The sequence below is a fragment of the Komagataeibacter saccharivorans genome (assembly GCF_004348195.1).
GTDB classification, from domain to species: Bacteria; Pseudomonadota; Alphaproteobacteria; order Acetobacterales; family Acetobacteraceae; genus Komagataeibacter; species Komagataeibacter saccharivorans.
The window spans coordinates 991,559-1,005,773 of the sequence record NZ_CP036404.1; the positions used below are offsets into that span (position 1 = coordinate 991,559).

The following is a 14,215-nucleotide window of genomic DNA, read 5'->3' on the forward strand; positions in this document are numbered from 1 at the left end:
ATGGCAGCACCAGAATACTCGGTGGCGGATTTCCGCACCGCGCTCCTTAACCTGCTGCCGCGCGGGCGTATCTGGTCACGCGACCCGGACGGCATGCCCTACCAGATGGCAGGCGTGTGGGCACCATCGTTCCAGCGCAGCGCGCAGTCCGCCGGTGACCTGATTGATGATGCCTTCCCCTCCACCACGGTCAACCTGCTGCCGGAATGGGAGGCCACGCTGGGGCTGCCGGATCCCTGCGCGGGCGAAAGCCCGACCGTGGAACTGCGTCGTGCACAGGTGGTGGCGCGACTGACGGATAACGGCGGCGCATCGGTCGATTACTTTATCGCGTTCGCCAGGACGCTTGGGTACGACATTACCATCACCCAGTTCGCGCCCTCGCGGTTCCGCCGCAAATTCGGCACGCCCTTCGGCGGCGATGCCTGGGCCTACACCTGGCAGATCAACTGCCCGCAGCTGACCATAAACCGCCTGAAATTCGGCCAGTCCTTTGGGAACCCGTGGGCGACCTGGAGCAATGCGGTGCTGGAATGCGAGCTGAACGCCCGCAAGCCTGCGCATACCATCCTCATTTTCAACTACAGCTAAGGACAACCGATGGAACTGATCATCGGCACGGGCACCGTTGTCCAGGCCTCACGCGACACGATGCCGGCCACCGGTACGCCGGGCTGGGCAACTGACGGGGATCCGGCATCCAGCGTTCCTGCCACCGATTTCCCGGCATCGCATTACAATATGACCGTAGCCGAGATGGTGCAGGTCATCATTGATGCCGGCCTCACGCTAGACCGCACCAACTGGGGCCAGCTCTCGGCCGCCATCCAGAAAATGATTGCCAGTCCCTACGGAGGCACCGTCTTCACTCCGGTCCAGCAGGGCGGCGGACCGAACCAGACCACGGACAAGATCGCTCTGGGTCAGGATACGACCTATGGGGGGCTTGTGCGTGTCGCCATCGGCGGTGCGGATCAGGGAACGCTTCTGTCCGGTGATTATGGGGCCAGTATTGATGGTCTTGCGAACGACCTTCCGGGTTTCGGGCTGTGGTACCAGCGGTCAACGCAGCGACCTGCTTTCACCTACCAGAACCCGACGGGTGCCATAACCATCATAGATATCGCGACCGAACCGGAAGTGGTCGCCCTCCAGTCCAGTCTGGCAGGCGAAAGTGCGACGCGCGCCGATCAGGTGGCGACACTGACCGCAGATGTCAGTGACTGCGTTTCCGGCACCTATGGCAAAAGTGCCAGCGATTATCAGATACTGGGCTTTTACTTTCAGGCCAGCGGACACGCGATCGTCGTGTACAACGACGCCAATGGCGACACCGTGTATAACGGCATTGCCAACTTCACCGATGTGGCGACGCTCCAGACCAACCTGACGGCGACGATCGCCAGTCAGGCCGATATCAACAGCGGATTTTCTACTGCCCTGGCGGCAAAGGTCGGCACCAATGCGTCCAGCGATGGAACGAACTCACCAGTAACCCTCATGAACTGGTATATAAGTACCGGTGTCCTGTGGGTCAGTGGCCCTGGCTTTTCCACCTCCATCGTTAAAACGTCACCAGCAGACAACTACAACCAGATAGTCAATCTGGTTACCGGCGAAGACCATTACCTGAACGTCCAGGACAGCACGGGCAGCTACAGATATGCACCAAGTTCTGCACAGCATGCCGCAGGTAGTTACGACACCTATGTCATCGACGGGGTCCGCACGCTGTCATTTACCACGACTTCGTATGACGAAGATGTTGTCGATTTTCCCATCGCATTTAGCGACGTGCCCAGTTCGGTCGTGATTACGTCCAGCGAGGCACAGAATGGGCTGGGTGAATCCGTGTCCGCAAACGTTTTCAAGGGGACCATCACCAAAACCGGATTCACTCCTCATCTGTCCAGTTCCGGTGGCAATACAGGCACCGCCATTCCCTCAACCCAGCCGGTAACCATTTCCGTCATCGCCATTGGCCCCGCATAAGGGAAAGAAAAATGACCACCACTTCCACGGCTTCCGCATACCAGAACTACATTCTGTACCGCACCGTCGCCAAAACCGTCCAACCCGCGTCTTATACTGGACCGGACGGCAAGACCGTGACGCCAGACCCCGTCACGGCGCAGGCGGCGGGCTACGTCGTGGGCACGCAACTCCTGACCGGGCTGACCGGCATTGCGGTTCCCGATGGCTTCGCCTACGCGCTGGATGCGGACCAGGCCTATCCTGTGGGCAGCATCTACACACCCCCTGCCGCTACCGCCTCGACGACAACCACCACTACGACGGGCACGACCACAGCGTCCTGACCTGCCCGACAGCCTGTGCCTGCCCGACCGCCTGTGAGGCGGTTTTTTTATGCCTGGAAACCTGATGTTCATTTTGTGGAGAGTGCTGGGGTTCGGTGAAGACCCCCAGTTGCGCGATCGGCTGGTCCGTGTCGAGACCAAGGTCGAATCAACAGAGACCGACCTGCGGGCACTGCGTGGGGAGGTCCGGACCCTGTCGACCGAAATGCGCGCGTGCATGGGTCAGCTGATCGGGGGCATGAAGGCCGTCAAGGCGATCGGTGCGGCCATCGTGGGTCTGATCACCGTCATCGGCACCGTGACGGCCGCCCTGTTCGCCTATCCGCCCTTCTGCGACTGGTTCGGCCATTTCCTGCACGGTGGCCATCCATGAATGCGACCGGGACCGGGCTGGACCTGTCCGATCTCAAGGTCCGCGTGATCGCCCCTGCCCTCGCCCGGATCGGCATGGACGGCGCTGCCGCAGTCAACCTGCTGGCGGGCACCGCGCTGGTGGAAAGCGGCTGCCGCAGGCTGGTGCAGGACGGTGGCGGCCCCGCGCTGGGGCTGTGGCAGATGGAACCCTTCACCCATGATGACATCTGGAACACCTTCCTGCCCGGCGGCCGGATGAACGGGGTCGTGACCGCCCTGCTTTCCATGCGCGGCAACTGGCCCCCGGCATCCGGGCAGATGACAGGCAACGCCTTCTACGCCTGCGCGATGGCGCGGCTGAAATACTACCGTGCCCCCGATCCCCTACCCGCCGCCAGTGATGCGGCGGGCATGTGTGGCCTGTGGAAACGGATCTACAACACATCGCTGGGCGCGGGCGCTGCGGATCCGCAGCATGTCGCCCTGTTCCGGCAAGCCATCGAGGCCTGACATGGACCCCACATCAATCGTGCAGGATGTCCTGTCGATGCTTCCGGCGCAGTATGCCGGGGACATCGTCGTCATCGTGTCTTTCCTGATTTCCACCTGCGCCCTGATCGCGCGTTTCTGGCGGCCGCCTGACCCCTCATCGCGCTGGGTGCTGGTCTGGACCGCGGTCACGGCCATCGCGCAGGCGCGCGGCTGGAACCTGCCCGCCTACCAGCCCGGCCGGAAAGCCGCGATGGTACCGGCGAAGGTGCCCCGGCAGGAAGTCGAACAGAAACTGGATGTCGCGCCCGGATCGACCCGTCCCGGCAAGCCCCCGGCGCGCGCTTCCCCGCGCGGCTGACTGAACGAAACCCTTTCCACCATCCCGATTCCCGAACCGCCCCCAAGGCGGTTTTTTCATTTGGAGACTCCAGACATGGCCACCGACAGCACCACCGCCATTCCTGCCCTTGAAACGCTGGTCGAGACCGCGCTGGGCAGGAAGGACACCGCCACCGCGCAGGCCGACATCGCGCTTGCTGGCAACCTGCTGCAGACCCTGATCCCGGTCATTGTCGAGAAGGCCGCGCCGAATCTCGACCTGTCCGGCATCGATGCGGCGCTGACCAAGATCCTGACCGGCGTCACGGACCTGAAAACCGCGATTGCCACGAAACCCGCAGCGGCGGCACCCGCCGTCGTGGCTGCGGCCGTCAAGGTCGAAGCGCCGCACCCGACCGTGCCTGGTCAGCCCGTTCGCTGAACATGTCATGAAGCAATGACGTAGGCTGCTGCTGATGATCAGAACGACAGCAGCCTACGCCTGATTGATGGAACTGCACACGGTTTCCCCTGCCCCTGGGAAAACGGCTGCAATGTTCGTACTGCCTGCAGCACCATCAGCCTGAATGCGTAACGATGACGACACCCGCTTGCAACTAGAACAAATTTTATAGTTCACCATTCGGTTATCCTTACGGTTCATATCGCGCCGATCCGTGAACCGGACGCCCCGCCTTCCGAAAACTGAAAGCTGGTCCACCAGCCACCATGTAAAAATGCCGGTTTCCTGCGGCATTATGGGGCTGGTGGACTATTTTCATATCCAGACTGGAAAACAAGCCCCCGGCGCGCGCTTCCCCGCGTGGCTGACTGAACGAAACCCTTCCCACCATCCCGCTTCCCGAACCGCCCCCGAGGCGGTTTTTTCATTTGGAGACGCCAGACATGGCCACCGACAGCACCACAGCCATTCCCGCCCTTGAAACGCTGGTCGAGACCGCACTGGGCAGGAAGGACACCGCCACCGCGCAGGCCGACATTGCGCTTGCGGGCAACCTGCTGCAGACCCTGATCCCGGTCATTGTCGAGAAGGCCGCGCCGAATCTCGACCTGTCCGGCATCGATGCGGCGCTGACCAGGATCCTGACCGGTGTCACGGACCTGAAAACCGCGATTGCCACGAAACCCGCAGCGGCGGCACCCGCCGTCGTGGCTGCGGCCGCCAAGGTCGAAGCGCCGCATCCGGCCGTGCCTGGTCAGCCCGTTCGCTGATCGGCGCAGACAGGTGCTGATGATCAGAACGGCACCTGTCTGCGCCCGATGATCCTGCCGCACGGATTGCCCCATACCCCCCGACGGCAGCCAGAGTAATCGGGACACGAACAGGACCATCGTGCAGGCGTGATAAGTCCGTAGCTGACCTTTGCGCAATTAGAACTATTTTTAAAATCACGCCTACTGCCCAACAGTCCCATTGTGTCTGATCCGTCAACCGGAACGCGCCGATCTGTAAACCGGCCACCGGATGTCCCATCTCCCGAAAACTGAAAGCTGGTCCACCAGTCACCATGCGAAAATGCCGGTTTCCTGCGGCATTATGGGGCTGGTGGACTATTTTCGTATCCAGACTGGAAAAATAGCCCATGACCCAGCGTGTAAACCTCATGGCCGTTGATGGCGGCCGCCGCCGTTTCCTCGGCATCGGGCTGATGTCGGCAGCCGCTATCGCCACAGTGGCCACCCTGCCCGCCTGCACGGTCAGCAGGATCGGCAACGTCACCACCGTCACCATCAACGTGGCCGAGATCAAGGATTACGGTCAGGCGGGCCTCAATGCCGTCACGACTGTCCTGAGCATCGGCGCGGTAGCCAGCGGCATCGGTGCGTCCACCGTGGGCATCATCACTCTGGCCGACACCGCCCTGTCCACTGCCCTGAACAGCTTTTCTGCCGCCGCCGGGTCTACGCTGACCATCTCCTATGATGATACGGACTGGAAAAGCCGGGTGGACAGTGTCCTGTCCGCCCTGACCACGGTTGAAAGCGACCTGAGCGCCGCAATCACGGGGGTTTCAGCCAAGGTGTCCAGCAGCGACCTGTCCGACGCCAACACGGCCCTTAACGCGCTGTCGACCATCGTGTCGGCCTTCAAGGCCCTCCTGGATAGCGTGGACGTGCCGCGCAATGCCGGGACGCGCCTGTCTGCCTCCAGTCCGGCCCCGGCCCCGACACAGGTACAGCAGGCGCTCAGGGTACTGGGTGTGAGAGCATGACGCCCTTCGAGCAGGGTATCATGGTCGGTGCGGGCGGCGTTGTCGTCCTCATCGGCCTCTTGGTGATTATTCCAATAAAATTACATAGTTCTATAATATGTCAAAAATTACGAGATAAGAACATAGATTTGGAGATCACAAGGTCAACGTATAAAATAAATTAATTCTTATTCTCTGTCTCGCTTACTCCGCAGTAACTAAGTATAACTTGAGATTTTACCTTATCTCTTAAATTTTCATCTCCTATTGTTTTTAGAAGCGTTGCCGCATCTATTCCTTTTCTGTCAGATCTGAGTTTATCAAAAAAATCTGACATGCGTTGTTGAGCACGGTTTGATTGAACAAAAAACATAGCCGATACCGAATTCGTTACAATACCAGCTATCATTTTTGATATATTATTATAACCGCCTGTAGAAAAACCGTATATAGATGACAAAATAAATGCAAATCCTATCGTAGAAAATAATAAACTTGCTACAAAAGATACATTTGCAGTCCGCAATGCAGTTTTGTAGTACTCTCTTGAGAGCCGAGTTTCTATCGGAGAGACGGTTCCATCTTCGTATTTCTTTATTAACTCCTTATATAATTTTATTTCTTCAGCAACATCTTTTCTGGCCCATCGATCAATAGCTTTTGCTTCATAGAATGCGCCCGCAACGACTATTATCGTTGCTCCTAAAATTTCGCATATCAACAAAAATAGATGCATAAAAATAAATCCTATAAAATAGTTTTATATTATTGTTTAAAAAATATATATCTTACGACTTGCAAATTAAGCGCACTTGCAACATTTAACAACGAAACGGTGCTTCCTATATTTTTACCGCTCTCAATCTCCAACAGATAACTTTTGCTGTTTCCTGCTCCGATCACCAAATCGCCCTGGGTCAGCTTCCGTCGCATGCGCCTGATGGTGATGGGTGAGACCCCATCCAGCACCATACGTCGGGTCTCATCGGCCATATAGGTCACGCGATAATCCGGTGGGATGGCTTCAGAACGGGCAATAGCTTCCCAGTTTTGCCTGCCATATACGAATTCACTGCCAGAGTCCGCGGATGAATGAAAGGAATGTAGCGTCCGCGCTATTCTGCCGCCACATCCAGCGCCCGACGCGCTGCATCCGGTTCCCGACCGAGAATACGCAGCAGCGCCTGCACGGCCGGATCCAACCCTACACGCCCCTGTTCCCAATTGCGCCATGTCGCCACAGGTATGCCGGTCAGATCCGCGATCTGTTTCTGGGTCATATGCAGGGCTTTCCGCACCGTTGCAGGTGTCGGGTATGGGGCAGACAGATGGCTTGTGTCATCCGTGCCATCCTCACGGGCCTGACGGTCGATATCAGCTTCCGTGGTAGCGTTCACCTTGTCCCAGTCGATGGTTCCGCCGTGCTGGGCGATCTGGCTCAATGTCATCCTTGCCATTTCTTCCACTCCTTGTCGTGCATGCGGCGCGCGGAAATGATCCACGTAACATCACCGCGCCGTGTGTAAACGACCATGTAACGGGACCCTTCGATCATCCCGACTGCCTGAATCCGTGTCTCACCATAATCCTTGCGGGTGTCTTCGCGTTCGATCACTTCCCCAAGAAAAATGCGGGCAGCGTAAACGAAATCGAAACCACGGGTGGAGAGGCACGCTGCGCTTTTTTCATCGTGCCAGTCAAAGGCGTGGTGTGTTGTCGTCATGGGCATTTTATACGCTGAAAGCGTATCGTTCGCAAGGAAAATAATACGCTAACAGCGTATTTATGATTAGAACAATCAATCATATTGCACAACCACAAGGCGGCTCTTCGGAGCCGCCTTTTTTTGTTGGAACCAGCATGACAAATTGCAAACTTGCGCAGATCCGCAAGCTGGGTTGCCGTCCGGCAGAACGCCGTCCCAATCAGCCCCATTTATCCGCCATGCGCGGATTCTGCGCGCGTCAGGCCCCTGCCCGGCTGGACCGCAACGGTATCAACCCTGCGCCGCTGATGCTGGGCAATGACGTGCTGGGGGACTGCACCAGCGTGGGCATCGGCAATCACCTGCGCGCCACGGCGGCGCTGGCTGGCTTCCAGATTGCCGTCACCACGTCTGCCGCCGTGCAGTTCTATTCCCGCTCCACCGGCTACGTGCCCGGCAATCCGGCAACGGATAATGGCGGCGTGGAGGTGGACGTACTGACAACCGCCCTACGCGACGGCTATGCGCTGGCAGACCAGACGCTGTTCCCGGTCTGGGGCAGCGCTGATCCGGAAGACCTGAACGGGATCCGCAACATCACCGCGGGCCTATCTGCCGCCTATCTGGGCGTTCAGCTTGCTACGGCAGACATGTGGGAAGATCAGGACGGCAACCTGCCGCCCGTGTGGGACACGGACAGCCCGGCCGACCATGGCGACCCGACGCCGGGCAGCGCGGGCGGTCACTGCCTGCTGCTTTGGGATTATGCGGGCACGGCCGACACCGATCTGGTCACGCTGTTGACATGGGGCAGCAGGCAGAAGGCCACATGGCGCTGGGTCAGATCCCGCATCATGGAGGCGCACGGGCTGGCGTGGGGGCAACTGCACGCACCCGGCGGCCTGTATCCGGCTGGTGACGACTGGGCCGCGCTGGTCGCGGCGAATGATGCTTATCTAGGGGGGCACAACCTGTGACTACGGCAAATAACAACTATGTGTACTGCCCATAGACCTTTTACGGGCAGCAAGTATGAGCCCTGATGGTCAAAATTGCATCATTCCTTTAATTTGCAAACATTTTACAACGTAACAGTCAGATTAAAAGTCTCGCTCACTTGGCCATATCTGTTTCAGCTAGATCTCGATACTCATCAAGCGCTTTATATCGCTTGGTATGCGGCTCCCATGCCATCCATTCTGGAATTTCGAGCTGCATAGCTACTTTTCTGTAACTAGTTTTTCCTTGATCCAACAATAAACGATCTGCCACTCGGCAATGTCTCGGATAAAGCAATTCAAGCATACTAAGCGATGCTATTTCTTCGACAAAAACGATCTTATTCTTTGGTGGAACTGCACCCGTTCCATCAGCCACTTCAAGCTGCCTATGTTCAAGCAAACATGTCACTGTATTATCAACATCTGTAGTCCGAGTATCTTCCGGATCAAACAAAAGGTGACACAGTTCCTTTACAAAAGCCGCCCGCTTCAAACGATCAGGCAGCCCAGATCGAATTAATATAATTGCGGAAACCGTGCCGCGAGCAACAGTACTGTGTAGATAATCACCGAGATAATCCACATCTTCAGATTTAATCGAAATGCCCAATCGCCGAGAGGCAACTATCCGCATATCTTCGACTGATACGGGCGTCTGGTTGGGGTTTCCGCCAACCGCTTCAATGTCCTGTCGAAATATTTCAATTTCAGCAAAAAGCCGCTTTATATCGTCAATAGAAACAAGCATATTCACCGCACAAAAAAAGCCCCCTTCCGAGGGCTTCCTGTTGTCAAAATAGGTTAGAGTTAGTTGCTAACGATAGTAGCATCACCGAAACTAAGCGGGGCGCTACAACCTTTTTCACGAGCATCGAGAAGAAGATGAATTTCTTCCAAAACCATGTCTGGAGTCGCTTCACCTGTGTTCTTGATAAAGAACTTCACGTCCAGCAGTTTTCCCACTGGCAGCTCAGCAAAGCGCTCGGAGAGCGCGCGGCACTCACTCTTCATGAGCCAATCCTTACCTCAAAAAGCTTGGGTAACTACCGCGGCCTCACGCCACTTTCTAGCTGCCCAGCTATGATGGAGACATCTAACGTCTACAACGGATACATAGGTTGTCTAGTTCCAAAACGCCAGCCCCGATAAGGGCGTTTTTAACCAAAAACCGAAGAATGCATCTATCTTCTTAAATGTAATATTAGATATACGAATTCCAATATATACAACAACCTATTGATATATCTTTTTATTTTTCTTAGTTCATGATTTTACAAAAAAGTCAATATGTCAGGTTTGCATCACTTCCCACCTTGACAACCGCTTGATTGCATCAAAATCCGGCAACGAAATCATCCCATTGTTTAACCATGCCTGACCTCCATGATCCCTTCGAGACGCATCGTGTGGACCGGTGAGAGCAGACTCTGTCTAGCGCACCATATCCGTCCAGTCCTCCTGTCTGGTGGATAAGGAGCCTTAACCGCGCGCCGACCATAGCACCCATTCACCGATCGGGTTCATCAAGAAACCGAAATGACTTCAACGGGTTACGGAAAATAAGCTTCGGTATAACCTGACACGCAGCCAGACTGCGGCTGAGCTGCAATGTCTACAATCAGGATCCCGCGTGCCGCCAACGCGCCTCCCACCACTCAGGCGGGATAGCGGTTTGGCCGGTGCAATATCGAGGGCCTCGCTCAAATCGATCAGCCCCTCTCAAATATGAGATGAACATAACATGAACAATCCAAGCAGTATCAAGTTTGTTCTCGTAATATTTTGTTGTATGATGCTGTCTGCCTGCGCAATCCATCCTGCGAAGATTTCCACCACCATTCCGCAGGCTATGGCCGGCATACAGTCCAGTCTGGCTCAGGCAGGAGTGGTACCGGTATCGCATACTGGTAGCTGGACGGCAAAACAGGATGGACGATTCGTACAAGCTGTCCGAGCAGCACAGTGTAGCCAGCACACCTCTGATCCAGTAGTGGGCGCGATCGCTGGTAATGTGACGCTGGGGCTATCGGGGCAGTTTACACAGGCGGGACAGTTTACAATGGGAGCTATGACCACAGTCCCGACCGTCGGAGTAGAAGGTTCGGCCAGCCGAACGCGTGCCCAAACAGTCAACCTACCTGTCGCCTATGCACCGCTGTCGTCCCTGCCAGACGTGGAGATGTCACGGCAGATTAGCTATGAAACTGAAATGCTAGCCCAGAACGACGATGCCCGACACACCGAGGCGACCCGACTGATCGCCAACCGCGAGGAGTTGCGAGGCCGCATACAGGCGATGATTGACAGCTGGAGCGCAACTGAATGCATCCAGCCGCTGCCGGTTGTTCCGTTCGTTGGGAGGCATGATGATCCGAATCGAAAAAACCGTTAGTCACTCTTTGAACGACTCGTGATTTTCCCGTGTGCTGCACATGGGCATTTTCCGACAAACCCATTTGATTTTATTGAAGAAACAGGAAAATCATAATCCCTTGGTCGGCGGTTCAAATCCGTCCACCGCTACCATCTGCGTTAGGATTGATTTTCCTTACATTTTTGTGATTTTCCGAATCTCCTTCCTATTGAGGTTGTCGGGATTTTTGGCACTCCCCGCCCATCGGGTCTGGCACCTGCCTGTTCTAAACGGCAGCAGAAGGCCTTCGTTGCCGCGCCTTGCGTCCTACATTTCGAACCTGCCTCACGTATGGATCAGCCGCCAACAGGCCGAATTGGCCAGTCATGCAATCGCCATGGTCCCTGCACTGGACAGCCTGCCCCTGCCATCCATCAGGCGGCAACCGGACACGACCCAGGCGTGATGCCGCCCTTCATGGCACCCCATATCCTGTCATGATTCCCAAGCCCGGCTTCTGGAAGGCAGAGCAGAGGTAGAATCTCTATAATAAGTTCCCTTCTGGCTGTCCGATTATTCAGAAAGTGGACAGGTAATGTCGGCATCCTTACTGTCGCCTGCTGCCGGGAACAGACATTTTTCTCTCAGGAATCCGTTTAAACCCTTCAGGAATTACTACGTTCATCCTCACTGCTTCGCGAAAGATGGGCCTGGCTTACGAAGGCGATGAAAGCGCGGAGGCTTGCCGTCATACGGCGATCAGGCAGATGAACAAGGGTAATGGCGCGTGGGACCGGCGCATAGTCAGGCAAGACGGGAACGAGGCGTCCAGCTGCAAGATCGGCTTTCAGGGCCAGCGACGACTGAAGAATAATGCCAAACCCCGCAACACAGGCTTCGCGCAGGCCAGCAGCATGATTGATCCGTATCCGGGGCGGAGGCAGCGGGATCTTATAGTCACCCCCGGGGCCATGTAGCGTCCACACATCATCTGACTGCCATTGCGGGTAACCAATCAGACGATGGGAGCATAGGTCTTCTATCCCGTGAGGACAGCCATATCTGGCAAGATATGCAGGAGATGCGGCAAGGATCGTCCGGTAAAGGCCGAGAGGTCGTGCAACAAGCCATTCATCTTCTAGATCCCCGATACGAAAGGCGACATCGAAACTATCTTCGATCAGATCGACCTTGCGATTATCCAGAACAAGTTCAGCCTGCACATCCGGATAAAGTTCGAGATAGGCAGCCAGTAATGGCGCAACCTTAAGGCTCCCATACGTCACTGGCGCACTGATACGCAGGCGACCGGAGGGACTGACTGCCGATGTGTGGGCGACGGCCTGCGCCTCCGCCACATCCGCCAGTATCCTGCGGTACCGTTCAGCAAGCAGCGCCCCGACTTCTGTCAGCGCCATCCGACGCGTTGTCCGATGCAGCAGGCGCGTCTGAAACTGTGCCTCAAGCGCGTTGATGTGCTTGGCCACCATGGTTCCGGAAATCGCATGGTGTTCCGCAGCAGCAGTAAAACTGCCCAGATCAACGACCGACAGGAAAATAGCCATACTTGTCAATCGATCCATAACCGGCCTTCATTTCAAACCACAGGTTTTAATACAACGCACTTACGGGCGATTAATCCAACCCTGCTGTTGTGTCATATCTTTCATTCCGAACCAAATGAACCAAATCAGAATCTTTTTTGTTTAAGGACACACAGCGATGAAAGCCCTGTTTTTTGACCGGTTTGGGGATGCGGATGTCCTGTCCTATGGCGACTTGCCTGCTCCCGCTCTGGATGCACAATCAGTATTGGTGGCACCGACTTTTGTCGGGCTTAACTTCGCGGACATTTATCGCCGTCAGGGCAATTATGTATTGCAAGGCGAAGCACCGTGGATTGGCGGCTATGAAGGCATCGGTCATGTTGTGGCGATCGGTGCCGACGTGTGCGGCTGGAAAATCGGCCAGCGCGTGGGGTTTGTTGACGTGCCGCGTGCCCATGCCGAACTGGTACTGGCCCGCCCTGATCAATTGGTAACGTTACCGGATGATATTGCGGACCAAAGCGTCGCCGCCCTGTTGCTGCAAGGGCTGACAGCGCAATATCTGGTGGAGGATAGCGTGACTGTACGTTCTGGTAACACGGTCCTGATCCAAGCGGCTGCGGGAGGCGTCGGTCGACTGGTGACGCAGATGGCGACGGCACTTGGTGCGCAGGTGCATGCACTCGCATCGACACCCGCAAAACGCGAACTGGCGCGCGAGAATGGGGCCGTGGCGGCATATGATTATCAGGAAGATTGGGTAGCGCGGGTTCAGCAGGCAACGGGAAAGGGTGTCGATATCGCTTATGATTCGATCGGAACGACCCTGATGCAAAGTGTCGCCGCACTGCGTCCCGGCGGCCGTGCCGTCATCTTCGGCAAGGCGGGTGGGACGCCCCCCTTCATCGATCCGCTTGAACTTATGGAAGGGTCCAAAGGCATCATTGGTGGAGATTTATGGACCTATCTCAATGATCGCGAGGGCCGACAGGGCCGTGTGGACCGCCTTTTCGCCGCGCTGCATGCAGGCCGGATCACGCTGCCCCATATCAGGACCTTTCCCCTGAATGCAGGTCAGGATGCGCATCGACTGCTTGAAGATCGCAACTTTGCCGGGAAAATCGTTTTAAAAATTGTTTGAAAATAAATCTTTGACAAAAAAACAGGAAAAGTTTTTTGGGTATCGCCTTTTTTTTCAAAAAGGCGATGTCTTCCGAATCTTTTTGAAAAAATCTTCACCAAAAACTTCCTTATGATTTCTATATGTTTCCCGGGCAGACTTTCAAACGGCTTCTTATCGATACATGACCCGGATCAAACCAGACCTTAAGGATTCACTGCCTTACTGAGCAATAGCAACGTAATGCTGATATCCGAAAGAAAGCGATCATAAGTATATAAAGACGCACATGTTTTCTATTCGTTATACTTTTTTTATCGAACCAACTGCTCTTAATACCTGTCCACAGACCTGTTTACCGTTCAACGCAACTGTACTGTCTGGCTTCTTTGAATATGTCGCGTGCCTAACCCGGCACAGACCGGGAGCAGGAGTTTTCCCCTGCTCCCCGAAATACGACTTAACGGGCCGTACGTTCGCCTGTTACATGGGCGCACAGGGCCTGGATTTCGGCTGCTGTAACGCCTTCGGGATTATGCTCTGCCTTCTTGGCGATTTCGTGCTCGGCGCCGCTGGCGCGGCCATGTTCCTTGGCCACATGCTGGGCCAGGGCAATTACTTCTTCCTTCTGCAGCAGCTTGGGTTCCTTCAGCCCCTTGCTGGCCAGTTTGTGCAGATGTTCGCGTGCGGCGGCGGTGGGTTTGTCAGTCATGGCTTGTCATCCTGTCCGGTGATGCGCGATATGCGCGTCCATTCATGTTATAACTTAAGAAAGCCCGCGAAAACCGATAGGA

20 protein-coding genes are annotated in these 14,215 nt (G+C 55.8%); 12 read left to right on the top strand and 8 right to left on the bottom strand.

The annotated features are described in order from the left end of the window. The 9 genes from KSAC_RS04420 to KSAC_RS04460 all read left to right on the top strand — a co-directional run bounded on the left by KSAC_RS04420 (position 1) and on the right by KSAC_RS04460 (position 5,716). Positions 1-591 carry a YmfQ family protein gene (locus KSAC_RS04420; protein ID WP_243705308.1) on the top strand — a complete coding sequence of 197 codons (591 nt, stop codon included), beginning with the start codon at positions 1-3 and terminating at the stop codon, positions 589-591. A 9-nt stretch (positions 592-600) separates the two neighbouring features. Then, positions 601-1,992, top strand: a complete 1,392-nt coding sequence (locus KSAC_RS17500) for a hypothetical protein (RefSeq protein ID WP_243705309.1) — start codon at positions 601-603, stop codon at positions 1,990-1,992. 11 nt (positions 1,993-2,003) lie between these two features. Continuing rightward, positions 2,004-2,318 carry a hypothetical protein gene (locus KSAC_RS04430; RefSeq protein ID WP_132304423.1) on the top strand — a complete coding sequence of 105 codons (315 nt, stop codon included), beginning with the start codon at positions 2,004-2,006 and terminating at the stop codon, positions 2,316-2,318. Between the two features lie 64 nt (positions 2,319-2,382). Beyond that, the gene (locus KSAC_RS04435; protein ID WP_243705310.1) at positions 2,383-2,691 is read left to right on the top strand and encodes a hypothetical protein; all 309 of its coding nucleotides are present in this window, start codon (positions 2,383-2,385) and stop codon (positions 2,689-2,691) included. Then, positions 2,688-3,182, top strand: coding sequence for a hypothetical protein (locus KSAC_RS04440; protein ID WP_132304427.1), 495 nt, complete (start codon positions 2,688-2,690; stop codon positions 3,180-3,182). The genes KSAC_RS04435 and KSAC_RS04440 overlap by 4 nt, the downstream gene beginning before the upstream one ends. A gap of 1 nt (position 3,183) precedes the next feature. Then, a complete protein-coding gene (locus tag KSAC_RS04445; protein ID WP_132304429.1) occupies positions 3,184-3,522 on the top strand; it encodes a hypothetical protein in 339 nt (112 codons plus the stop codon). A gap of 75 nt (positions 3,523-3,597) precedes the next feature. Continuing rightward, the gene (locus KSAC_RS04450) at positions 3,598-3,924 is read left to right on the top strand and encodes a hypothetical protein (RefSeq protein WP_243705311.1); all 327 of its coding nucleotides are present in this window, start codon (positions 3,598-3,600) and stop codon (positions 3,922-3,924) included. A gap of 464 nt (positions 3,925-4,388) precedes the next feature. Continuing rightward, positions 4,389-4,715, top strand: a complete 327-nt coding sequence (locus tag KSAC_RS04455; RefSeq protein ID WP_243705312.1) for a hypothetical protein — start codon at positions 4,389-4,391, stop codon at positions 4,713-4,715. Between the two features lie 371 nt (positions 4,716-5,086). After that, positions 5,087-5,716: a hypothetical protein gene (locus KSAC_RS04460; protein WP_132304435.1), complete on the top strand. Its 630-nt coding sequence runs from the start codon at positions 5,087-5,089 to the stop codon at positions 5,714-5,716. A 160-nt stretch (positions 5,717-5,876) separates the two neighbouring features. On the opposite strand, the gene KSAC_RS04465 is transcribed toward KSAC_RS04460, so the two are convergent. From KSAC_RS04465 to KSAC_RS04480, 4 genes are all read right to left on the bottom strand, one after another. Further along, on the bottom strand, positions 5,877-6,431 hold the full coding sequence (locus KSAC_RS04465) for a TRADD-N-associated membrane domain-containing protein (protein ID WP_132304437.1): 555 nt from the start codon (positions 6,429-6,431) through the stop codon (positions 5,877-5,879). 29 nt (positions 6,432-6,460) lie between these two features. Continuing rightward, positions 6,461-6,697, bottom strand: coding sequence for a helix-turn-helix domain-containing protein (locus KSAC_RS04470; RefSeq protein WP_132304439.1), 237 nt, complete (start codon positions 6,695-6,697; stop codon positions 6,461-6,463). A gap of 113 nt (positions 6,698-6,810) precedes the next feature. Beyond that, complete coding sequence (locus KSAC_RS04475) at positions 6,811-7,152, bottom strand: helix-turn-helix domain-containing protein (protein WP_132304441.1); 342 nt, start codon at positions 7,150-7,152, stop codon at positions 6,811-6,813. Then, on the bottom strand, positions 7,140-7,418 hold the full coding sequence (locus KSAC_RS04480; protein ID WP_132304443.1) for a BrnT family toxin: 279 nt from the start codon (positions 7,416-7,418) through the stop codon (positions 7,140-7,142). The genes KSAC_RS04475 and KSAC_RS04480 overlap by 13 nt, the downstream gene beginning before the upstream one ends. 137 nt (positions 7,419-7,555) lie before the next feature. On the opposite strand from KSAC_RS04480, the gene KSAC_RS04485 reads away from it, so the two are divergent. Then, complete coding sequence (locus KSAC_RS04485; RefSeq protein ID WP_132304445.1) at positions 7,556-8,377, top strand: hypothetical protein; 822 nt, start codon at positions 7,556-7,558, stop codon at positions 8,375-8,377. A 136-nt stretch (positions 8,378-8,513) separates the two neighbouring features. On the opposite strand, the gene KSAC_RS04490 is transcribed toward KSAC_RS04485, so the two are convergent. Together KSAC_RS04490 and KSAC_RS04495 are read right to left on the bottom strand one after the other, a co-directional pair. Beyond that, positions 8,514-9,155: a hypothetical protein gene (locus KSAC_RS04490; RefSeq protein WP_132304447.1), complete on the bottom strand. Its 642-nt coding sequence runs from the start codon at positions 9,153-9,155 to the stop codon at positions 8,514-8,516. Positions 9,156-9,208: 53 nt separating this feature from the next. Continuing rightward, positions 9,209-9,412, bottom strand: coding sequence for a hypothetical protein (locus tag KSAC_RS04495; protein ID WP_132304449.1), 204 nt, complete (start codon positions 9,410-9,412; stop codon positions 9,209-9,211). A gap of 730 nt (positions 9,413-10,142) precedes the next feature. Between KSAC_RS04495 and KSAC_RS04500 the strand changes: the two genes are divergently transcribed. Continuing rightward, positions 10,143-10,793 carry a hypothetical protein gene (locus KSAC_RS04500; protein WP_132304451.1) on the top strand — a complete coding sequence of 217 codons (651 nt, stop codon included), beginning with the start codon at positions 10,143-10,145 and terminating at the stop codon, positions 10,791-10,793. Positions 10,794-11,419: 626 nt separating this feature from the next. Here KSAC_RS04500 and KSAC_RS04505 read toward each other — a convergent pair. Continuing rightward, the gene (locus KSAC_RS04505; protein ID WP_243705313.1) at positions 11,420-12,319 is read right to left on the bottom strand and encodes a LysR family transcriptional regulator; all 900 of its coding nucleotides are present in this window, start codon (positions 12,317-12,319) and stop codon (positions 11,420-11,422) included. 157 nt (positions 12,320-12,476) lie between these two features. On the opposite strand from KSAC_RS04505, the gene KSAC_RS04510 reads away from it, so the two are divergent. After that, positions 12,477-13,442: a quinone oxidoreductase family protein gene (locus KSAC_RS04510; RefSeq protein ID WP_132304455.1), complete on the top strand. Its 966-nt coding sequence runs from the start codon at positions 12,477-12,479 to the stop codon at positions 13,440-13,442. 439 nt (positions 13,443-13,881) lie between these two features. Here the strand turns inward: KSAC_RS04510 and KSAC_RS04515 are convergent, their stop codons facing one another. Then, a complete protein-coding gene (locus KSAC_RS04515; RefSeq protein ID WP_102323444.1) occupies positions 13,882-14,133 on the bottom strand; it encodes a hypothetical protein in 252 nt (83 codons plus the stop codon). Positions 14,134-14,215: the final 82 nt, after the last annotated feature.